The following is a 21,870-nucleotide window of genomic DNA, read 5'->3' as shown; positions in this document are numbered from 1 at the left end:
ACTCTAATTGTTTTGGACTCAGAAGCTACTTCGCCTGTAAGTCTAATCGTTATATTGTTTTTAGCCGGGTTAGGGTAAATCACAACATCAGATATTGAAGGTTGTGATTCTTCCTTTTTTCCAAGGGAAAAATTGAACAAGAACGATGACGAAGCTTTCTCAGAGTAACTAGACTCATCATTAAAATTAATGTCACCTATAAAAAAACCGGACAAATAAAGTTCATTATTTTTTAGTCTTAAATCGGTTACATGATTCTGCCCAGCCCCGCCTATTACCTCCAACCAACTAACGTTTCCTTTAGAGTCTAAATCAACCAGAAAGATATCTGTAAAGCCAAATGACCAATGAGACTCTCCGTTTAATCGCAACTCTTTTTCAAAGGTTCCTGCAACAACAATTTCATCATCAACTATTTCAACGGCATGAGCAACATCCATTCCTACACCACCGTAAGTATTCATCCATTCAATAGTCAAATTAGGAGAAAGCTTTCCTAGTAATACATCATGAAGTCCATTGGACTGCATGATCTTTTCCTGATGAATAATAAAACCTGTAAACGATCCACAAAAATAGATTTCACCCTTATTTGTAGCCACCATCGATTCCACTCTATCTTCTTCTTCCCCCCCGACAGTAGTAAGCTGCTTTAAACCTCCGTCCAAATCCATTTTAGCAAGAAAAATATCCGTTTGCCCATTAGAAACAAGTGTATTGTTTCCAATTGTTGAACTACCTGTAAATTCACCTGCTATATATATATTTCCTGCACTTATATAAACCGACTTTCCTGCTACTCGACCGTTACCACTGGAGTACTTACACCACAACAAATCTCCCCCACTACTATATTTCGCAATAAAGAATTGAGCATTATCACCTGCAGAGATAAGCATATCTCCAAATTGAGCATCATGCTGAATGGAACCTGTAATATAAATATTATCATCTGAATCAAGGGCCATATCGTAAACCAAGTCCTGACTGACTCCCCCAATAGATTTCATCCACATAAGTTCTCCATTCTTTCGATACTTACCAATGAAAATATCTTCCAGCCCCTTAGACAATAGTTCAGCTCCATCAAATCGTCCTTGATAATTATATACCCCAGTAATGTATAAATAATCATTTTTGGAAATAATATCTGTCCCATATTCGTCAATGACATTCGAACGTCCAATTGAACTACCTGCTTTTTTTGACCATGATGCTTTACCCATATTGGTAATCTCGTTGATCACTATATCTGAATTAGACGTTTTCATACGTCCATTTTCGGAATGACCACTCTCCTGAGAAGCTCCAATCATATAAACATCTCCCGCATCAGAAATACTCACTGCTCTGGCTATATCTGCATTCCCTTCCTCTAGAGTACTTACCCAATTAAAGTTCAAATGCTGACTATACCCTTGTACAACAAGAGTAAAATTGAGCACTAACATTATTTGGAATAGTATTTTAAATTTTCTCATTTCTCTTCTTATTTTATTCCATTCCATATCTAAATTGGTAATATACATTCTCACAGGTTTCAGTATTTATTTTCACCTGGCTACCTGCTTTAGCTTCAAAACCCGGCTTTAATTGTATCCATTTTGTTGCAGTAAGGTTTACATTTGCTCCACTGTTAATTAAATATTGTCCTCCATTTGTATCTCCTCCAAGGCGCATTGCCCCATTTAGCAAATTGATATTTTGTCCATCACTATATGATTGTACCGTTTTTTCATACCAGCCTTCATCGCAATATTCCCCTAAGTTCATATACTTATAATAACCATACCCTCCGTTAAATACGGCTTTATTACCTGCCACAAAAGCAAAACTGCCAGGTTCATCCTTTATCCAGTCTGCAGTCGTCAACTTCCCTTGCTCTACCATATTAGTCCATCCCGCACGAGGCTTTACATATAATATCACATCTTCATTTGCAACCGAAACAATATAATTACCAGAAATGGAAACATGAGGATGTACTCTAGAATTATCCGGTGTATAGTGCTTAAGTTCAACATGATGCATCCCCGAGTACCAGCCAACAGAATTCATATAAAGTCTGGCTCCTCCCGTCGGCATCGCAATTAGCAAGTTTTTATACTCAAGGTCTATATTCTTCCCTTGATTCAGCTCACCAGAATAAATAACTCTACTATTCCAACCAATTTCTTCCGAAAAAACTATTACACTTTTAGCACCTGTTTCTGCATATAGAGAAGCCGCTATTGTCCCCTCATGAATTTTTAACTCATAAATACTGTGGTAAGCAGACAAATCGAAATTCAATATCTCTGTATAATTTGTCCAGCTTCCACCAATTCTTTGAAATACTCTTAGTTCCCCCACATTATATTCATCACCTTTATCATTTACAACAATACGATCGTTGTAAACATCTACATGCCTCAACTTATTAGGAGGTGTATACCACGTCCAGTCTTCAAGATATATATCTTTTAGGTCTATAATGACTTTATCCCATGAACCAGCAATCTTTTTGTATACGTACAAAGAGGAAGTCGTAGCAACTGTAATAGTCTTACCATGAACAGCAACATCAAGGATGGCTTCACTAGTCGTAGATGGCAAGAAATAACCTGCTTCTTCCAGCGTTTCACCCTCATATATTTTTACACGTTGTAAGTTACTACTGTTATTAACTGCCACTACAAGTATGTCTTCGTCATAGTCAGACGCTAATACTTGATCATTAGTCGTGGTTATGGTATGTCGTAAATTATCATAGGGATCACCCTCTTCTCTCGGATATACGGTAATGACATCCTCATGATAATCATCATAAAAGGGCTTTGTATGATCTGTACTTAATATCAATGCCGTCTTATATTTACCTGCCTGATTATATGTGTGAGTAACTGTTCCTCCTGAATACCCTTGATAAGCACCGGTCACTTGTGATCCCTTAGTCCAAGTTATTGGCAATTGAAAAAACCAATTACTATAATCAAGGGTTATATTTGAAGGTACATAAGAAAAATCCACAAAGTTAATTGACTCACCAGCGAAAACTGATCTTGCAGATTGGGTATACGAAGCATTAATACCTGATGGTGGTAATGCTTGCTCTACAGCTATAAATTTTGAAAGGGTACTGGTTTTACCACATCCATCTGTAACCTTATGTATTACTTCATACGTCCCTGGGTTCTGAAAAACCCAATCGGGATTTTCAACTGTTGATGTCCCCTCAAAAAAGCCTTCCTTAAAATACCAATAATAGCTCACTCCATTTACACAGTTGACCAAAGATTCGTCCCTAAAACTTACCGGCGTATTAGCATAAACTGGTCCGTTCCAACTAAAGTCTACAGTAGGAGGGCCACCTTCCGGGGCAACAATAATACTTCTAGAGGAAGTGGCCGTCTGCTGAAAACTGTTACTTGCCGTCAAAGTAATGGTATAAGTTCCATTTTTAGTAAACTCTATACTAGGATGTCGATATGTACTATTACCCAGAACGTACCTATATCCATCATTGGGAGAAACACTCCATTTAAAGGAATCTCCAACTGAAGCACTACTGTTGAGATCTACCCGTAAAGGAGCAGCCCCTTGAGACGGAGTAGCACTAAAAGAGGAACTGATACTACCCCCAAAATTAATATTTATGGCTTGAATATATGTACTTTGCTCAGTGGCACTGGAAACCGTTAGTGATACCGTATATACCCCGGTATTAGCATATGTATGCGTTGGATGTTGGGAGGTAGAAGTATAGCCATCTCCAAAATCCCATTGCCAACCTATTATTTCATTAGCTGGGACTGACAAATCCGTAAATTGTACAGCTAGAGGAGCGGACTCATTTGTTGAATGTGTAAAACTCGCCACCAAATCACACTCAATCATTACACGTCCACCAGAACCTCCACTCGTCCAACATGAACCCGATGGGTCTATAATAATAGAATGTCTTGTATCAGTACCCGAAGGAATAATCCCCGCTGTAGGCCAAGTACCATCTGCATTACGAGGTGGAATAGCAGTATAACTCACGTCAGAATCTTCCGAATCAAACGCAACCAAAGCATTCCCCGCAAGATCCCTACCGGTTAAACTTAAAGTTTTTTCTTCCGGCACATCTCCTGCTGCAATGGTATACGCTGGTATGGTAAAAGTAAACTGCTTACGATCAGCACTCACTGCTGTCAGGTCAGGATTTGATATACCATCAATTTGAAGAACCGGGTTATCAACACCATCGTACCTCAGTGGTTCACTAGCGGTAACAGTCACTTTAATATCGTAAAACGGGCTGATTGTACCTTCATTAAGTTCAGAAAAATCAAGTCTTCCGGATGTAGCGTTTTGCTCCCATTCCCCTTCATATTTGGTTATTGGCAAATTACCAAATTGGGTAGCTACTTCAACACGTTCTATGTAGGGGCGGAAGTTGTCTATTAAAACAGGAACCTCTTCTATTTCAGAAGGATTTCCATTATCCGCTCCATCGCCATCTAAATCCCACACTCTGAATCTAGCAGTATATGTGTCATCAGGAAATTCAGCCTCCTTTATAGACCGCGCATCTCTGTTTCCTCTGTTGCTAAGATCCCAATCCTCTGTTTGACCTACTCGCAAACGGGTGTTCCAGAATCTATCGGCTATCCCTGCTGCTTCATTTTCCAGTAAGGCACTGGTAAGTACATAATAAGGGTCTGACACTGTTGTCTGATTGCTAAAAACATACTGCGCTGAGTAGTGTGAAGGAAGTGTTGAAAAATCTAGCGTAATATCAAAACCGTTGGTTAAACTCTGATTATTATTATCAAGCACCTCATAACCGAGGCGGTTTACTCCAATATTTCCAGCCCCAGCCGCATAGTCATTTCCATCAGGACCTATTCGTTCATCATCTGTGGCAACGATCATATCAATTTTATCATAGAGCAAATAATAGCTCTTATTCCCTGTGATAATATTCTGACTCAATTGAGTTGACGCCTCCCGTATAGTATGCCCGTTTGAATAAAAGTAAATATTTTGTATTTCTGGATTAGTATTATCAATTGCATTTGGCAATTTACCGGTGATATAATTTTCTACTCCATTTATTTCATCAAGCGTCGGTTGCATATGGACGTGAGCTGCTCCAGCGTCATACACACCGATCAAATCATTCTCACTAACTTCACTTCCATCCGTAAGTCCAGCGTCTGGGAGCACATGCCAATATATTACGTTATTGAAACTAATTCTACTATTATAATTAGCACTTTCCACATCAATATTATAAGTACCAGGTTCAATAGAATAGACATTTCTATTAACTGTCGAAGACAAATCAAGACCCTGATGAAATCGATGAGTTCCAGCTGGCACCAATACCCCAAAAATATATACATTTGAGGCTCCCCCTCCATACGGGGGGCGATACTCACCTGGGGTTCCGGCTATCCTAGCCCGATGCTCGCCATTACTTTCTGTGGTTGTAACAGGCCATCCGTAATTTGGAGACTGAATTGTCTGAGAAACTGACTCAGTTATTAAAAGACAAAGACACCCTAGAAAAAGTAGTATTTTATTTCCTCTCATAGCTCTGAATATCTTTATCTGTTACAATATTAAAACCTGTCTTAGATGGGATTATCTGATGAATTTTAAAATCACCTTTTTGAGTCTCTTTTTGAAGTACTTCTCCTGATGTGTGAAGAATTAACGTCTCAGGGTTAGTATAATGGTAATTAGAAGAAAACTCTCCCTCTCTAATAAATGTACCTAATGAAATAATTATGGAATTTCCCACTATTTTGAAGTCAATAACTCTAGCTCCTAAATTGGTTTTTGATAGCTTTATACCTTTAGCAGAAGTTTTGGCATCTAATTGAATTTTACTTTGTAACTCCCCTGATCTGCTATCCAATATTGTGAGAGTTGCAATACCAGTAACTGCAAATATTTTATGCTGCATATTATCATACAAAATATCTATACTCGTGAAATACGGCAAGATATATGCATTTTCCCAAATAAGTTTACCGTTCCAATCAAATACAATAAGCTTTCTATCTGCCCCACCTTTGGAGCCGTAAATGACAAACAAATCTTCAAATGCATACACTTTCTTAGCACGATACTCTGTAGTGATCTCTGTTTCAAATAGCTGAGCTTCATCCTTAAACCCTGCGATCTTCATCTTCTTTTGATCCAATGAATTCGCAACGAAAGTTACTTTGTTGTTAATTGCTGCAGACGTTCCGTTGGAAAAACCTTGTGGGTATGGAATATAATGCTGTTTACCAACCAAATCAGTAGTATATACTCTGAATATAGAGCCAAAACCTTCGCTATCATTTGAAAGGATGATTTTACCTGCTTTTAGAGCAGGCATTATATTAACATGGGGAGTTTCGGTTGATAGGCTTTCTTCCTCAAAAATTCCCTGATCATTAACATTATAAGTTACTATTTCAACTGATTCCTGTCCATATTTATATGTTGTTAACTTTTTATTACTGTAACCCAAGGTCCGCTCCCCGGTCTTCAATGAGTACTTTGAACCACCGGAAGTTATTATCTCCTCCACATGTTTTTGTAAAGTTTCTTTTTCATTTACTTTCAAATAATCTTCAGAATTTTCATCACACATAATTTTAGTAAATTCAGAAGATTTTTCATTGTTAGTCTTTGTTTTTGAATACATCTGCGCTTGCCCCCAATTAGCCTGGAAGACTAAAAAGAGAATCAATACTATTAACCTATTCATTGTCATTATTTTTTTTCAATTCATCAATTTCCTTTTTCAACTCAATAATATAAAGCGTCAACTCCTCCACCTTCTCCAAAAGCTTCACATTCATCTCACCCAGATTAACTCCATCTTTTTCTACTTCTGTGGCGGTAGGGACACCTGGTAGATGTTTGTTTTCTTTGATGTATTGTTCAACTTCACTTAAATCGGTCAAATTGTAATCCTCTTCAAAAACATAGTCAGGCCATGGCGTAACAGCAGTAACTTGTATTTCACGAGCACCAATTTTACCTTCTACAGCGAGTTTGAAAGAGCCTGGATCATTTGTACCTATGCCTACATTACCGGTATTGGTAAAGCTCATTACACGTGTGCGGGCATTATTATTCCAGAGATTCAAAAAGGCCGTTTTGCCTTCAGCAGCACTACTTTCGTGTAGTAATGACAACCCTATACCATACCGGCCCGTGTTACCTCCAAAGTCGTGGTTTTGCCCCACAAACAATGTAGTTTCTTCTCCTGTAACAAATGGAGAGATAACATCCATTAAATACTGAGGACTTTCTGTACCAATACCAATATTGCCAGTATTTGAAAAACTCATTACACGCCTACGAGAGTTATTATTCCATATATTAAGAAAAGCAGTTTTACCTTCTGCTGTACCATCTTCATGCAACAAAGACAGTCCAATTCCATAGCGACCTGTATTACCTCCAAAATTATGATCTTGCCCTACGAACAAGGTAGTTTCTTCCCCTAAAACAAACGGAGAAGTGACATCAAGGAAGTGTTGAGGATTTGTATTACCAATTCCTATATTTCCATTTTCTGATATGTGCATTCTAACTGATGGTGTACCTCCTGTGTTTGAGAAACCACTGGTCAAAAACTGAAGGTTGGTATCCCATGCGCCACCTCTGTATGCCCTTATACCGGCCTGTCCTGCAACTTTAAAACTAAAGGTTATGTCTCTTTTTGAATCAGGTCCTGAAGGAGTATTTGGCCCTTTAATCATTAATTGAGAGTAGCTATAAGAGTCACCGGAACCTATGGTTAAGCTTCCTGTGGATACATTGTCACCGGTAGGATTCCATTGAGCATAAGCACCTGCAATACCAAGGCATAGCATCGCTGTTAATAGTAGTGTAATTCTAATTCTTCTCATTTAGTGAGTTATTTATTAATTGTTCTAATTTCTGTATCCTCTGCTCCTGTTCTTCAAGTTTTTCCTTCTGGTCTTGAGCATCTCTATTTTGCTCAATAATATAAAGCGTCAACTCCTCCACCTTCTCCAAAAGCTTCACATTCATCTCGCCCAGATTAACTCCATCTTTTTCTACTTCTACAGCAGTTGGTATACCTGGTAAGTGTTTGTTTTCTTTGATGTATTGTTCTACTTCACTCAGATCAGCCAGATTATAATCTTCCTCGAATACATAGTCCGCCCAGGTGCCTGTTTTAACTTGAATTTCTCTTGCTCCAATTTTTCCCTCTACCGCCAGTTTATAAGTACCCGGTGTTGATGTACCAATACCCACATAACCATCTCTGGTAATATGCATATGATTTGAGTTATACTCGCCATTACCTGAAAATATAAGCCCCATTGAACTGGAATGCTTTATAGCTGCATTGGATGAGCCCGCCCTATGAAAAGATAAAACAACGTCACCGGCATCGGTATTTGTTAATTCAAGTGTATGACTTCCTGGCAACCAGTGGTTGATAGTTGGGGTACCGATATTGCCCTCTATGCTAGAGGTTCCAATAACATGGAGTTTCTCCTCTGGAGTAGTGGTTCCAAACCCAATATTTCCACTGGCATTAAAGGTGGCGATATTCGAATTTAGATGACTATTGGTAGTTCCATAATTAAATCTTAAACTGGAATTCCCAGATCCACCTGTAGTCTGTCTGGCGATTGACCAGATGTCAATATTATTTCCTACATTTCCTTGCACGAAGTTAATAGCAGATCCCCAGGTTCCATCTGCATTCGAGATCAGATCGAGTTGAGCATCAGTAGACTCCACAACCATAAACCCATATTGTGACTTTACGCCACTTTCATCACCTACAACATGCACCTTAGCCTCTGGTGTTGCAGTCCCAATACCTATATTCCCATTATTATAGTAAATATCACCAGTACCATCGCTCCCATCATCAACCCATTGGGCCTGAATAGTACCTGTTAAAAAAATGAGAAAAGTGAAAAATAGAAATAAAAAGGATTTGCACTGATTCATAATTATATTAAGTGTTTTTACCGCACAATAATAACCTCAGCCAGTCTCATAAAATGAGACTGAAGAATTTATTTTTTAAGAAATTTTAATTTTCTAAAAAGTGATTGAGAGAGCCGAAAGAAAAGATCAACCTGCCAAAAACTTCAAACGAGCGTGCAATTTATTACAGAAACAAAATACAAAGCAACAAATACTATCAAAAAAAATTAAATTGGCCATAATCCAACTTAAAGCCGCACAATATTTAATTTTACCATTCAGTTGATCACCAAAACTTTATTTTAAAGAGCAACCAAAAGCCACTTAGCTCTCATTGCAAATCGAGAAATATCCCCTCACTCAAACACCACCTTATTCACAAAAAACACCTTCCTGTTTAGGCCTACGCCTTCGGTGCGGAGGTTTTGGATGGTTTGGGTGCCGTAGGTGAGGAATACGTCGCCATACCATTTGTGGAGGCCGTTGATTTTGGTGTTCTCTTCTTCGATTTTGTCTGAGTCATACTTTAGCCTGACTTTATTTTCTTCTTTTCCTTCTAGTACCTGGTTGCCTTTGATGGTTTTGGAGCGGATGGCATCTTCAAATACATAAAGCAGGTCTACCCGGTCGCCGGAAGCATTGACGTGAACGAACTGCTCCAGCTCAAATGATACCACATCGTTGATCTCAAAGCTGTTGTCCCAGAGCAGGTTGCCTTGCTTGTCAAATCCCAGGATAATGGCGTGGGTGTAGCGATAACCGTCGAAAACTATGCTGGAGTTATGCAGACCTCTGTTAAGGGCCCAGCCGGAGCTAAACAGGCCTCCGTTCCCGGTTATGGTTTTGTATTTCGGGTAGAAAGCTTCCCCAAGCAGAATATACTGATCTTCATGCCTGATGAGCTCGTGCACCAGCAGGCGGTAGTTAAACTTGATCTTTTTGTTTTTGATCTTCTTGCGCTCTATTCGTGACATCACCCTTCTTTCCCGGCGGGCTTTCATGTAGTTGAAGAAATTTTCAAACTCGGCGTAGTTATAGTATTTGATCTTCTGCTCGCCATAGGGATTGATGTTGGCCACAAATACTCCCCGGGAATATTCTGAACGACGGCGGCCATATACCCCGGCCACAAGTTGGTTTTGGTTCTCCAAAGTCTCTGCTCTGCCAAACAGCAGGCTTTTCGACCGCTGCGAATCCAAACTGATCTTTTTGAGCAGGTTACCAAATACATCAAAAGTATTGATGAACAAGGTTGTGTTCTTTTCTTCATCGGGGCCGCTCAGTATGATGTCAAAGGTGCTGTTATCATTGACCTTCATCTCAATCAATTGTGCCCGTTCGTTAAAGAAACCGGGCAAAACCCTGGGGATTTGCTCATCAAGGTTGTACAAAACCACGAGCGGACGGTAATTGAAGTAGCCCCCTATCAATACGGCATTGTTTATTACTTTAAAATCGTAAAAAGCAAAGGGTATAAAATTTCTTATGAGGTAATTGTCAACCTCTCCGGAGGTGACAGAGAAGCTCACGAGACTCAGACTACGGTCGCCCTGCTTTTTGCTGGAAAATAACAGGTGAAGTGTACCATCGATAAACAGGTGGCTGATATTGATAAAGTTAGGGTTGATAAAATACTCCCTTCGCCATTTGATATTTAAGGCGGTATCCAGAAGATATACCTCCCAAAGATTGTCCGTTGTATTATAGGTATTTTCTATTTCCCTGAAAAGGAAAACGCCGCTTTCCCCGGCTGGGGCAACTACAAAGCCGGCATGGTTATCAACCTCCAGCTCAAATCTATCTGGCTGTGCTATTTGCGCTATGGCTGATCCGGTAAAGACCAGGCAAAGACAGAGACAATATATCAGGCCATTACTCTTCAAACATTACCTTATTGATAAACAGTACACTTCTTCTATTTTCAACATCAGGATTCAGCTTGTTCTGCACTTTATGATACCCCCAGACGTAAAAATAGTCGCCATACCAGTGACGGGCATTACCCACCCCATCGTAAGTACTCTTTATAACGTCAGCCTCATTCTCAAGTTTAAGCTTTTCCTGGGACTGGGTTATAGTTTCCGATTGATTGATGATCTTATAATTGATGTTTTCCTCCGACTTGTAGACCAGGTTGAGTTTACCCATAGACCGGCTGAAATCCACAATAGGTTCAAGGGAGAAAGTCTCCACATTTTCTATCTTAAAACTATTGTCCCACTGTAGTTCTCCTTTGCTGTTCAGCTTGAGGATCACCGATTCAAGATATTCAAAATGATTTGCATCCTGAACCTGCGAAGAGCTGCCTGGCCGCCTTACATAGTCCTGCCTGGCTGCAGAGGAGTAAAAGTCGTTATCCATACCTAACCCATAGGCATAAGGGGAGTACAGGCTCCGGCTTCCCAGCTTTTCATACTGTGGATTGTAAATCTCGGCAGCGAGCAGGTACCCATCTCCATGCTGCTGAACCTGATGCATGTGCAGCCTCGAACTGTACCTGAATTCCTTCCCTTTCGACATTTTGGACTCTATTTTTCTTTTTATTCTGGCGGAACGCTTTGGCCCCATGTAATCGAAAAAGTGTTCTAAATCGGCGTAGTTAAAATATCTGACAATGTCTTTTTGTCCTTCCGGTTTAACAATCACAAAATATATGCCCTGAGAATAGCTCGATACTGTTCTGCCATATGTACCGGAAATGGCAATATTCCCATCTACAAAGCCAGTGCATTTGCCATCCATCACGCTATAATCTTTGCTCATTTCAATGGTCTTTTCAAAAAGCAAATCCCCTTCGGGTGCGTAGGTGCGCAGCTTCAGATCGAAGCCTTCATAGGCTTTTTCCAGTGTCAGGATATTAAAAGTGCCGTTATCGTTTTCCCGCAGGTCGATAATCTCACTTCGGTCTTTGAAAAAGCCAGGGATTACATCCACTTTATCGTCACCCAAATTATAGGATATAAATGTCGGGCTATAGCGCACGTAGCCACCCAGGATCATGAAGTCACCCACTACGATCAGGTGCGACAGCTCAATGGCTATCTCATTTTTTATATCATACCGCTTTATTGCCCCATCATTAACCTCCACGGTGATCAGTTGATAATTGCTGTTGGGCGTATCGTTTTCACTAAAAAGGAGGTATAGCCTGTCATTACGTTGTTCAAAACCTTTGAAGATGTGTTTGGTATCGATCAGCAGTTCCTGATCCCACTTCTCGGCAAGGGCTGTATCCAGCGCTATGATTTGCCATACATCGCCTTCATTTCTACGGTATTCGTCGGTATCCCTGAAGATTATTAACCCCTGGTCTCCTACTGAGGTCACGTTAAAGTAGTTATCTGTATTCTCCTTTTCCAGCTCATATCTTTTGGTCTGGACCAATTGAGACATGGTAGAAAAAGAAATTCCGATAGTCAGGAAAGTGATTAGTAGAGATACCTTCATATATTATTCGCTCATTCCTATGATAATGTCAAACTCTTCTTTTTTGACGGGCTGCACTGATAACCGGGAGTTCCTGACCAGCACCATTTGATCAAGCCTTCCGTCATTCTTAATATCATCCAGTTTTACAGGTTTTTTCAAGGGCTGTACAGGTGCAACATCCACCACTACCCACCGGTCGTCATCCGTTGTCGGGTCCGGGTAATGTTCTTTTACTATTTTGGCTATGCCTACCACTGTTTTTTCATTTACGCTATGATAAAAAAGTGCCAGATCACCCACCTTCATTTCTTTCATGTTATTTCTGGCCTGATAGTTCCTTACCCCATCCCAGAAAGTTTGCTTATCCTTTACAAGGTCATCCCATGAGTATGTGCCCGGCTCGGACTTCATTAACCAATAGTTCATTTAATTTTCTTTTTCGTTGCTACGTTTTTATAAATTTACACAATAATAGACTCTGTCATGTAAAGCTCCGGCCATTGTCAGCTTCATGCTTTCAGCATATTGGTCAATGGCTTTTATAAAAATATAAAAAAACAGCACATTTTGGACAATAAAAATATAATCAGGCTATTAAAGCACACCTGCTCGCTGATGGAACTGCATGGCGAGAACGATTTTAAAATAAAAAGTTACAACAACGCTATTTTTAACCTGGAAAGGGAAAAGGGAGACCTTTCGGCCATGACGGCTACGGAGCTGGCCAAAATCAACGGCGTGGGAAAGTCCATAGCTACAGCCATTGATGAGATCAACCAGACCGGCTCGTTTGCAAACTTGGATAAATACCTACAGGAAACACCTCCAGGAGTTATAGAGCTACTTTCCCTCAAAGGAATTGGCGCAAAGAAAATACGGCAGCTATGGAAAGACCTGGATATTGAAAGCAGCGAAGCCTTACTACAAGCCATTGACGAAGGTAAACTTGCGAAGCTTAAGGGCTTTGGAGAAAAAACGCAGAACAACCTCAAAGAGGCCATACTTTTTAAGCAAAAACATAGTGGAAAGCTGCTCTATGCAGAAGCCGAACCTTTTGTAAATGCCCTGAAAGAAAGCATAAAACAACAATTCCCAGACGTTCAAATTTCTGAAAGCGGGGCATTCAGGAGAAAAACCGAGATCATTGAAGAGATACTTTTTGTAGTTGCTTCGGAACAGGAAGCTCAGATCAAAGCATACCTTTCCAGCATTGAGGCCCTGGAGTATTCCCAAAAGCAGTCTGGCCCCTTTACCTGGCGCGGTGTATTAACAGAGACCGACACTCCGGTACGTTTCAGGTTTACTTCAAAAAACAGCTTCTACAGAGACCTTTTTATTACCACGGGATCGCAAGCCCACATTTACCGGGAGGTGAAGGAGCAAAAATGTCTGCTTGACCTGGCTCGGGAAGCAGGGCAAGTGACCTCAGAAGAAGATATATACCAGCTTGCTGACCTTAAATTTATAGCGCCAGAGCTGCGCGAAGGGCAGTTTGAATTTGATTCCGCAAAAATGGAACAAAGAGCCAACCTAATAGAAATGGATGACCTGAAGGGAATCCTCCACAACCACTGCACCTACAGCGATGGAAAACATAGCCTGGAGGAAATGGCCACGTACTGCAAGGAGCTGGGATACGAGTACCTGGGCATAACTGACCATAGCAAGTCTTCATTTTACTATGCCAATGGCCTTTATGAAAACAAGGTCAAAGAGCAACAGGCCGAAATTGATGAGCTTAACAAAAAACTGGCCCCGTTCAGGATCTTTAAAGGCATCGAGTGCGATATCCTTCCCGATGGCAGCCTGGACTATGACAATGATACGCTGGCTAGTTTTGATTTTATTGTTGCATCCATTCACTCGGCCATGAGCATGGATGTTGAAAAAGCTACATTACGCGTATTGAAAGCAGTCGAAAATCCCTTTACAACTATCCTGGGACACATGACGGGCAGGCTTCTGCTACAAAGGGACGGCTACCCGGTAGACCATAAAACCATCATCGATGCCTGCGCCAAAAACAATGTGGTTATAGAGATCAATTCACACCCGAGAAGGCTGGACATTGACTGGCGCTGGATAGATTATGCTCTGAGCCAGGGCGTGAAGCTAAGCATAAACCCCGATGCACACGCAAAAGAGGGCTACCATGATATGATCTATGGAGTGCATATAGGCCGCAAGGGAGGGTTGACCAAAGAGATGAACCTGAACAGCATGAGCCTGGAGGAGATCAACAAATATTTTGAAAGCAGAAAGGAAAAGGCATTGAATATGGCTGTTTAGTACCCCTTGTTTTTCCTTTCCTTCAATTCTACTGGTATTTCTCTTAAGTGAATCTAAGTGGCCTCCCAGGGGACAGGCCACGGAGTGGGGCAGATCACCAAGAGTAATTACTATTACGAATTAAGGCATCTTGTACCTAAGACTTTGCAATCTTCAGCAAAAAGTTACAGGTGTTTACAATCCCTGAAACTTTACCCTAATCAAACCGTGTTGTCCCTTCTAATAAACAGAAATTACCAGTATATTTGTCTCCTTTTTAAACTACCTTTCACTTCATGGTTTTTAGTATCCTTCTAATCTTATTTTTTGCCTGCGCCGCCATTCAGGCTATCTATTTTATAGTGTTTCTTGCTTCATTTTCAAAATATAAAAGCACACCTTCATCTACCGGCCAGCCACCCATTTCAGTAGTAATATGCGCCCATGATGAAGAAGAAAACCTCAGAAGGCTACTGCCAAAACTTTACAACCAGCAGTACCCCGAATATGAAATAATAGTGGTAGAAGACCGGTCTAATGACGGCACTTATGACTTGCTTCTGGAAGAGACTACCCGGGAACCGAAGCTTAAAATGGTTAAGGTCAGCCATAAACCTGACAACTTCAACGCAAAAAAATACGGCCTTACCCTGGGCATTAAAGCCGCCAAACACGATCGCATACTACTCACCGATGCAGACTGTGAGCCCAACAACGACCGGTGGATAGCTGCCATGGCCTCCAGCTTTGATGAAAACGCCCAGTTTAACCTTGGGTTCTCCTTCTACACTACAGCAAAAGGCTTTCTGAATACTTTTATTCGCTTTGAAACACTATGGACTGCCATGCAATACCTGGGAATGGCACTGGCAGGAAGGCCTTACATGGGCGTGGGAAGAAATCTGGCATATAGAAAATCCCTCTTTATCAGCAAAAAGGGTTTCAATCCACACCTGGGCCTAACCGGTGGTGACGATGATATTTTTGTAAACCAGCATGCCACCAGTAAAAGTACAAGGGTAACTATCGGTGAGGATGCCCTCGTATATTCGCACCCTAAAAAGACCTGGAAAGCTTTTTTCAGACAAAAAATCCGGCACCTTTCGGTAGGAAAGTATTATAAAACCACAGATAAAATCATTTTGGGTGCTTTTTCGTTTACACATATATTATTTTGGTTAATTTTAACCATCCTGCTTCTCTTACGTATTGAACTATACTTGGTGGCGGGCAGTTTTTTAATAAGGACCCTGTTGATTTACCTTACATTTAATATTATCTGTAAAAAACTAGGTGTTAAGTTTAATTTTTGGGGTTTGGTATTCTTAGATTTGGTCTTTGTCTTTTATTATTTGATAACGGGCGCCACAGCATTATTTACAAAACGGGTTCGATGGAGTTAAAAAAGCAATTCTCTGATAAAGCATTAGAAGATTTCCGGTTAATAGATCAGGCAGTCAAAGAGGGTGATGAACAGGCCTTTGCCATGCTCATGGACAGGTACAAGAGACCGGTTTACCATATGATCCTCAAAATGGTGAGAAATGTCGATGACGCAGAAGATCTTACCATTGAGGCATTTGCCAAGGCATTCAAAAACCTGCACCGGTTTAAAAAGGATTATACATTCAGTACATGGCTGTTCCGTATTGCCACCAACAATGCGATAGATTTCATTCGTAAAAAACGGCTGGAAACCATGAGCCTCGACACCTCCTTTACCGATGACAATGGTGAAGCAGTCCAGATCGATGTTGAGGACAAAAACCTGAACCCTCAGGAAGAGACCATCAAAAGCCAAAAGATAGAGCTTATACAAATGTTTGTAACCAAGCTCCCGGCAAAGTACCAAAGGCTGGTAAGGCTACGATACTTTCAGGAACTTTCCTATGAGGAAATAGCCACAGAGCTGGACGCCCCTCTGGGTACTGTAAAAGCCCAGCTACACCGCGCCCGCGAACTGATGTACGACCTGGTAAAAAACAAAAAAGAACACATGTAGAACTGTTCACGGTCCTCAGTTTACTTGTTAACTGTTTACTTGTTCACAGTTTTTTAAAACTGAAAACAGTGAATTAAGAACTATAAACTGCAAACCAGGAACCGTGAATTGAAAACTGTCCCTATGAACAACATTTACATTGGCGAATGTTCCATAGAAGATATCATCGCAATAGCTGAGCAGATACCTGAGTTTGAAAACCCTTATACCTTAGATGAATATAAAAAAAGGCTATCCGGTGTTTCCTTTCTCGCTCTAAAAGCGGCAGTGGATGGCAAGAACGCCGGCTTCAAGCTCGGTTATGAACTTGATGGCGACACTTTTTACACCTGGTTCGGAGGTGTACTCCCATTGTACAGGCAAATAGGACTTGCCGGCCAGTTGGCCAATGCCCAGGAAGGATGGGCCAAAGCAAGAGGCTATAAAAGGATAAGGCTAAAAACCCGCAATTATTTAAAACCAATGTTGATATTTGCAATGAAAAATGGCTTCAACATCGTTGAAATAGAAGAGAGGCCAGATATCAACGAAAACCGGATCATCCTTCAAAAAGAGCTTTAATGAACGCTGACATTATTTTTAAGTACTTTCCTGATCTCACTGCAGTCCAACAATCCCAGTTTAACGCACTACACGAGCTTTACCACACCTGGAACGAGCAGATCAACGTGATCTCACGTAAGGATATCGACGAGCTCTATACCCGGCATGTGCTGCACTCGCTGGGAATAGCCAAAGTAATGTCTTTCGAACCCGACACCAAAGTTCTGGATGTAGGCACCGGAGGCGGCTTTCCCGGTATCCCGCTGGCCATCATGTTTCCCAGGTCCAGTTTCCACCTGGTAGACTCCATCGGAAAAAAGATCAAAGTGGTAAAAGGTGTAGCTGAGTCGCTAAACCTTACCAATGTAACGGCGGAGCAAACCCGGGCTGAACAGGTCTCTGACCAATATGATTTTGTAGTGAGCCGGGCGGTAACACGTCTTAAGCCTTTTTACCAGTGGGTGAAAAACAAGTTCAGGACAGAATCATTTAATGCCCTGCCCAACGGCATACTATACCTCAAGGGCGGTGACCTGAATGAAGAGCTTAAAGAGGCAAAAAAGAAATATCAACTATTTGATTTACAGACGTATTTTGACGAAGACTTCTTTGAAACGAAGAAAGTAGTATTTGTTCCGGTAGGTTAACCGCATTGGATCAGGCAGCATTTCTAAGGAAAAACTAACTTTTCGCCTCAGCGTTAACAGCAACCGGCAAAAGCAGTTGGCAACGTATAAAAACCTCTTAGTACCGAAACAAACAGCACTAAGAGGCAATTGTCGAACCTTAGTTCTTTTCAATAGTGAGGTAATCTTTCACCCCATTAGTTCCATCATGCTCAAGGGTAACTTTGGCGTCTGCTATTTCTACTACTGCCCAGTCTTCACTTAGCAGTTCATCAAAGTCATCTTTAGAGGTATACAGGATCACCAGTTCAGTTACACCATTATCGTCCTCTGCTGTCCAGCTTCCCATTTGAGATTTGGTACCGTTGCTGGCTTGCAGGTTCCCATTGTCATGAAAAGTAAGGTTATACCCATCAAAATGACTGCTGATGTCATTGCCAGACTTCACCAGTTGAGTAATATGCCAGGTACCCTCTATTATAGCAGCAGTGAGGGTGGCTGGGGCTGGCGATACGGAAACAGACTCGTCATCATCAGAGCAAGAAAAAGCAAACACGCTCAAAGCAACCAGACAAATTAAAAAATGTGATTTCATAATTAACTATTTATTGGATTTGGAAAAAATGGGGACGCGAAAATAGTAATAAACACCCTCACCGGGCAACAAAATAAGGAACGAAAAATTTCAGGCCTTCTGTCCTTCCCCCTCTACAAGCCTGTAAACATCTGAAAGACAAAACTTAACAAAACGATAAACTGAAAAAATTTGTAATTAAAAGGTTTATCCGGAGCTTGTAAGTCCATTTTAAAAATCTGCGACTTATGCTCAACTATCCACAACCTGCAATTTCCGGTAAACTCTTCTGGCAGGAAACGCCCATTGAAGTAGCTACCGATGAAAACATAGCTCCTTTTGGGGTATTGGTTGATGATCACCTGGAGTACTCGGAAAAACCGGATTCTGCAGGGTCGGTTTTTAATTTCTGGTGGAAGGGCAACTCCATTTATTGTGAAGATGAATCAGAAAACGACCGCTCTTTGCTGGGATGGTCTGTAGCTCCCGAAGAGGCCGAAGAAGTAGCGCCCAATAGGGAACAGGCTCTTTTATGGAATGCCTGTCAGTACCCTGATGCAGGTCAGCTTTACTTCCCACTAAGGGGTGAGGACTTTATCATCGTACTGGCAGAACCGCACAATGACATCCGGCCAAGGCATTTTCGTTCCTTTTATATCACCGGGGGTAAAGGCATATACATACACCCGGGCATATGGCATGAAGGTATAGTACCACTAAATGAAAGGGCCAGCTTCTATAAACAAGGAGATACAGACAACCAAAACTGCATCAACTTCGCAGAAGATATGGGTACTTTTCTTACTATTCCTTTGGCAAAAGTCAGGGGAAATCTTTTATAACTAATCCAGCCGCTGAACCAGCCGAAGCATAGCTGCCTTATGTTCTGCCAGCGTTTTAACAGAAGCCTTTAAGGTTATGACTTTCGAAAGATCAGGAAAACTGAGCTTCCCTTTTGAGTAAGAATAGGCGATCAGTACGGGAATATAGTTTAAAATCAGGATTATTTTCTGAAAACTATCGGTTGCTATCAGCCTGAAACCCATCTTTCGGGCCGTTCTTTCATTGATCATGTATGAGGTACCTTTGATTACCAGGTCTTCCCTACCCTCATGCTCATAATTTTCTACTACGCTGATCAGCCCCTTGAGGTAACTCAGCAAAATCACCTTTTTTCTGTCTGTGGGCTTTACCTCTTTCAAATTGAAATAATAGTCAAAAAGAGTCCCTCCATGAACAACAACCTCACCTTTATGCTCCCGGGAAGCGATAAACAAAGGGGAGTAATGAGTGAATTGGCCCGTCTTAACCCCCATAGGCACATCTATAAAAGGGGCTGCCACTGCTATCAGCACAGGAACTACTAAAACCAGCAAGTAGAAGTTAAGTACCCATGCCAGAGTCAGCACCCCCAGAATGCAAAGCAAAAGGCCTGCTCCGACTTTCCAGACAAACAAATTTTGCTGCCTCACAGGTTTTGCGAAAAATGCGTGTTCTGTCTTCTTCAATATCAATTAAGTTTCGGCGTGCCCAAATTAAAGGGCCATCAATTCACTATTCAAGTTTTTACGGGCCAAAGTTTCAAATTTATTATAAAAATAATCCGTCTTAAAGATGCGTTCCATATTCAAAAAATGCTGCAACACCTTTCTCCGTCCCGGTTTGTAAAGTATATCCGGATAAATGCGATACTCTTTCCTTACCTGCTCTGTATAACCTGTATATCGGGCAGGGTCACACCCTAGAATGGCTAAGTCTGCATCTGTGAACAGGTTGATGTCATCATCCCCGGCATCGGCATGTCCGGCGGTAGCAAGGATCATCTTTACGCACTTATCAATCCCTCTCTTAGGAAAATTTATAGATTCCAGTCTCTTCTCAGCGCATTGGGCACTTTTTTCTTCATTGTCACGCCTGGCCGGATTATAAACGAGGTCATGATAGAAAAGGGCAAACAGGGTCACATCCCAGTCTTTTATTAAGGATTTTACCTCTATGAGCAGCTCAAGCAAATTTTCAAGGTGATGGAGGTTATGATAATGCCTGAGCTTACGAGAGTATTTGGTTTCAATTTCCGCCCAAAAGCTATACACAAGAGGCACATCATTGGTATATCTGAGCACCAGCTCCTCAAACCGCTTCCTCAACTGATCTTTACGGTCGGCTTTACTTTCCATCAAAAACTTACTTCGGCCATTACAGGCAAATGGTCGGATGGAAATTTGTTGTTAAAAAAGTCTGAAATAGTTTCGTAAGCCCGTACCTCCATATTTTTTACGAAGATATAGTCTATCCGGGGAAAATCTTTATCGGCCGTCAATTCAAAACCACTGAACGTTCCTTCTGGACCATAGGCAGCAGAGGTACTTACCAGCCTTCCGTCTTTTAACCCGGAGGTAAGTATCTCATAAGGCTCCGCCTCAGGAGTTACATTAAAATCACCGGAAACAACAACAGGTGCTTTTCCTGCCAGCTTTTCAATCTTTTTAAGTATCAATTTGGCACTGTTGGCACGGGCTTCGGTACCAACATGGTCGAAGTGGGTATTGAGGTAGTAGAAACGTTGCTGATCATTGGTAGTCTCAAATTCGGCCCATGTAGCAATTCTGGGCAAGGCGGCGTCCCACGCTTTGGAAGGTTTTTCCGGGGTTTCGGAAAGCCAGAAGGTATTACCCTCAACTACTTTTACTTTCGCCTTCTTAAAAAGAATGGCAGAATACTCCCCCTTCTCACCTCCATCATCACGGCCCACTCCTATATAATCGTACCCCTCAAGCTGTCCAAGCAAATAATCCAACTGATGTTTCATAGCTTCCTGCACCCCCAACAGGTCTGGGTCATAATGTTTGACAAGCTTCACTATCTTGTCCCGTCGCTGCTCCCAGCCATTGCCTTCTTCCGCATCGGATGGACTATCATAGCGTATATTATAACTCATAACCCGCAGGCTCGACTGACCATTGACGGCAGCATATGCAGAAACAGATAGCATAAAAAGCAATGTTAAGATAACTCTATTCATGTCAGTTATATAAATTCAATAATGGTTAAAAAGGTTATGTGTGAATGACTACACCACAACGGCTGCTTCCTGATACTTTTTGTACAGCCAGTCTTTACCCTCCTCCTCCGTTTCCACCAGTTTCATTTGACGGCCTGTAAAAGCAATGATCGAGTTGACCATCAGCCGGGACAGCGCATTGAGTCCGCAAACCGCCGTAGCCTTGGAATGCGGGTTGTTTTTTTTCACGGTTTCCTTGATCTTCTGAATAAGGCTGGAATTGAACCGAGCGTCTTTGGCATTGACCAGTGCATATACAGATTTGAGAGGCATTTTACTGATGATCAACTGATTCTCATCAAATACAACCATTGCTTCTTCAGGTGAGGCATTGCTTATGTCAGTGTAAACAATGTCCAGTTCTTTATACTTAACCACATTACATGATGCCATAAACTATTCGCTATAAATTTTAAAG

At 41.2% G+C, this 21,870-nt stretch carries 19 protein-coding genes; 6 read left to right on the top strand and 13 right to left on the bottom strand.

The annotated features are described in order from the left end of the window. From E1163_RS15195 to E1163_RS15160, 8 genes are all read right to left on the bottom strand, one after another. Positions 1 to 1,529 (bottom strand): hypothetical protein (locus tag E1163_RS15195; RefSeq protein WP_155173299.1); only part of this gene is annotated, 1,529 nt, incomplete at its 3' end. Then, complete coding sequence (locus E1163_RS15190; RefSeq protein WP_155173297.1) at positions 1,495 to 5,562, bottom strand: PKD domain-containing protein; 4,068 nt, start codon at positions 5,560 to 5,562, stop codon at positions 1,495 to 1,497. The genes E1163_RS15195 and E1163_RS15190, both read right to left, overlap by 35 nt. Next, on the bottom strand, positions 5,549 to 6,733 hold the full coding sequence (locus tag E1163_RS15185) for a hypothetical protein (RefSeq protein WP_155173295.1): 1,185 nt from the start codon (positions 6,731 to 6,733) through the stop codon (positions 5,549 to 5,551). Before E1163_RS15185 ends, E1163_RS15190 begins: the two co-directional genes overlap by 14 nt. After that, entirely contained in the window at positions 6,726 to 7,886 is a 1,161-nt protein-coding gene (locus tag E1163_RS15180) for a hypothetical protein (RefSeq protein ID WP_155173293.1), read from the bottom strand. The genes E1163_RS15185 and E1163_RS15180 overlap by 8 nt, the downstream gene beginning before the upstream one ends. Beyond that, complete coding sequence (locus E1163_RS15175; protein WP_155173291.1) at positions 7,873 to 8,970, bottom strand: tail fiber protein; 1,098 nt, start codon at positions 8,968 to 8,970, stop codon at positions 7,873 to 7,875. The genes E1163_RS15180 and E1163_RS15175 overlap by 14 nt, the downstream gene beginning before the upstream one ends. Positions 8,971 to 9,305: 335 nt before the next feature. Then, a complete protein-coding gene (locus E1163_RS15170) occupies positions 9,306 to 10,832 on the bottom strand; it encodes a hypothetical protein (RefSeq protein ID WP_155173289.1) in 1,527 nt (508 codons plus the stop codon). Then, entirely contained in the window at positions 10,822 to 12,396 is a 1,575-nt protein-coding gene (locus E1163_RS15165; RefSeq protein WP_155173287.1) for a hypothetical protein, read from the bottom strand. The genes E1163_RS15170 and E1163_RS15165 overlap by 11 nt, the downstream gene beginning before the upstream one ends. A gap of 3 nt (positions 12,397 to 12,399) precedes the next feature. Next, on the bottom strand, positions 12,400 to 12,804 hold the full coding sequence (locus E1163_RS15160) for an EVE domain-containing protein (protein ID WP_155173285.1): 405 nt from the start codon (positions 12,802 to 12,804) through the stop codon (positions 12,400 to 12,402). Between the two features lie 141 nt (positions 12,805 to 12,945). Here E1163_RS15160 and polX point away from each other — a divergent pair, with 141 nt between their 5' ends. The 5 genes from polX to rsmG all read left to right on the top strand — a co-directional run bounded on the left by polX (position 12,946) and on the right by rsmG (position 17,838). Further along, on the top strand, positions 12,946 to 14,667 hold the full coding sequence (gene polX, locus E1163_RS15155) for a DNA polymerase/3'-5' exonuclease PolX (RefSeq protein WP_155173283.1): 1,722 nt from the start codon (positions 12,946 to 12,948) through the stop codon (positions 14,665 to 14,667). Positions 14,668 to 14,942: 275 nt separating this feature from the next. Then, on the top strand, positions 14,943 to 16,049 hold the full coding sequence (locus E1163_RS15150) for a glycosyltransferase (protein ID WP_155173281.1): 1,107 nt from the start codon (positions 14,943 to 14,945) through the stop codon (positions 16,047 to 16,049). Then, the gene (locus E1163_RS15145; RefSeq protein WP_155173279.1) at positions 16,040 to 16,648 is read left to right on the top strand and encodes a sigma-70 family RNA polymerase sigma factor; all 609 of its coding nucleotides are present in this window, start codon (positions 16,040 to 16,042) and stop codon (positions 16,646 to 16,648) included. The genes E1163_RS15150 and E1163_RS15145 overlap by 10 nt, the downstream gene beginning before the upstream one ends. Positions 16,649 to 16,771: 123 nt before the next feature. Then, positions 16,772 to 17,209, top strand: coding sequence for a GNAT family N-acetyltransferase (locus E1163_RS15140; RefSeq protein WP_155173277.1), 438 nt, complete (start codon positions 16,772 to 16,774; stop codon positions 17,207 to 17,209). Further along, positions 17,209 to 17,838, top strand: coding sequence for a 16S rRNA (guanine(527)-N(7))-methyltransferase RsmG (gene rsmG / locus E1163_RS15135; protein WP_155173275.1), 630 nt, complete (start codon positions 17,209 to 17,211; stop codon positions 17,836 to 17,838). Before E1163_RS15140 ends, rsmG begins: the two co-directional genes overlap by 1 nt. Positions 17,839 to 17,977: 139 nt before the next feature. On the opposite strand, the gene E1163_RS15130 is transcribed toward rsmG, so the two are convergent. Next, the gene (locus tag E1163_RS15130; RefSeq protein WP_155173273.1) at positions 17,978 to 18,412 is read right to left on the bottom strand and encodes a hypothetical protein; all 435 of its coding nucleotides are present in this window, start codon (positions 18,410 to 18,412) and stop codon (positions 17,978 to 17,980) included. 227 nt (positions 18,413 to 18,639) lie between these two features. Here E1163_RS15130 and E1163_RS15125 point away from each other — a divergent pair, with 227 nt between their 5' ends. Then, positions 18,640 to 19,233, top strand: coding sequence for an ureidoglycolate lyase (locus E1163_RS15125; RefSeq protein ID WP_155173271.1), 594 nt, complete (start codon positions 18,640 to 18,642; stop codon positions 19,231 to 19,233). Here E1163_RS15125 and E1163_RS15120 read toward each other — a convergent pair whose 3' ends face one another. From E1163_RS15120 to E1163_RS15105, 4 genes are all read right to left on the bottom strand, one after another. Further along, entirely contained in the window at positions 19,234 to 19,899 is a 666-nt protein-coding gene (locus E1163_RS15120; RefSeq protein ID WP_155173269.1) for a hypothetical protein, read from the bottom strand. A gap of 27 nt (positions 19,900 to 19,926) precedes the next feature. Continuing rightward, on the bottom strand, positions 19,927 to 20,568 hold the full coding sequence (locus tag E1163_RS15115; RefSeq protein ID WP_155173267.1) for an HD domain-containing protein: 642 nt from the start codon (positions 20,566 to 20,568) through the stop codon (positions 19,927 to 19,929). After that, positions 20,568 to 21,383: an endonuclease/exonuclease/phosphatase family protein gene (locus E1163_RS15110; RefSeq protein ID WP_221418008.1), complete on the bottom strand. Its 816-nt coding sequence runs from the start codon at positions 21,381 to 21,383 to the stop codon at positions 20,568 to 20,570. The genes E1163_RS15115 and E1163_RS15110 overlap by 1 nt, the downstream gene beginning before the upstream one ends. 78 nt (positions 21,384 to 21,461) lie before the next feature. Beyond that, complete coding sequence (locus E1163_RS15105) at positions 21,462 to 21,845, bottom strand: hypothetical protein (protein ID WP_155173263.1); 384 nt, start codon at positions 21,843 to 21,845, stop codon at positions 21,462 to 21,464. Between the last annotated feature and the right edge of the window lie 25 nt (positions 21,846 to 21,870).

This window comes from Fulvivirga kasyanovii (genome assembly GCF_009711405.1).
GTDB classification, from domain to species: Bacteria; Bacteroidota; Bacteroidia; order Cytophagales; family Cyclobacteriaceae; genus Fulvivirga; species Fulvivirga kasyanovii.
This window is presented reverse-complemented; position numbering and strand designations above follow the sequence as displayed.

Bases quoted from the DNA above. Each gene is read 5' to 3' on its own strand.
- E1163_RS15190 (WP_155173297.1), bottom strand. From the start codon at position 5,562: ATGAGAGGAAATAAAATACTACTTTTTCTAGGGTGTCTTTGTCTTTTA.
- E1163_RS15185 (WP_155173295.1), bottom strand. From the start codon at position 6,733: ATGAATAGGTTAATAGTATTGATTCTCTTTTTAGTCTTCCAGGCTAAT.
- E1163_RS15180 (WP_155173293.1), bottom strand. From the start codon at position 7,886: ATGAGAAGAATTAGAATTACACTACTATTAACAGCGATGCTATGCCTT.
- E1163_RS15175 (WP_155173291.1), bottom strand. From the start codon at position 8,970: ATGAATCAGTGCAAATCCTTTTTATTTCTATTTTTCACTTTTCTCATT.
- E1163_RS15165 (WP_155173287.1), bottom strand. From the start codon at position 12,396: ATGAAGGTATCTCTACTAATCACTTTCCTGACTATCGGAATTTCTTTT.
- E1163_RS15160 (WP_155173285.1), bottom strand. From the start codon at position 12,804: ATGAACTATTGGTTAATGAAGTCCGAGCCGGGCACATACTCATGGGAT.
- E1163_RS15150 (WP_155173281.1), top strand. From the start codon at position 14,943: ATGGTTTTTAGTATCCTTCTAATCTTATTTTTTGCCTGCGCCGCCATT.
- E1163_RS15145 (WP_155173279.1), top strand. From the start codon at position 16,040: ATGGAGTTAAAAAAGCAATTCTCTGATAAAGCATTAGAAGATTTCCGG.
- E1163_RS15140 (WP_155173277.1), top strand. From the start codon at position 16,772: ATGAACAACATTTACATTGGCGAATGTTCCATAGAAGATATCATCGCA.
- rsmG (WP_155173275.1), top strand. From the start codon at position 17,209: ATGAACGCTGACATTATTTTTAAGTACTTTCCTGATCTCACTGCAGTC.
- E1163_RS15130 (WP_155173273.1), bottom strand. From the start codon at position 18,412: ATGAAATCACATTTTTTAATTTGTCTGGTTGCTTTGAGCGTGTTTGCT.
- E1163_RS15125 (WP_155173271.1), top strand. From the start codon at position 18,640: ATGCTCAACTATCCACAACCTGCAATTTCCGGTAAACTCTTCTGGCAG.
- E1163_RS15115 (WP_155173267.1), bottom strand. From the start codon at position 20,568: ATGGAAAGTAAAGCCGACCGTAAAGATCAGTTGAGGAAGCGGTTTGAG.
- E1163_RS15110 (WP_221418008.1), bottom strand. From the start codon at position 21,383: ATGCTATCTGTTTCTGCATATGCTGCCGTCAATGGTCAGTCGAGCCTG.
- E1163_RS15105 (WP_155173263.1), bottom strand. From the start codon at position 21,845: ATGGCATCATGTAATGTGGTTAAGTATAAAGAACTGGACATTGTTTAC.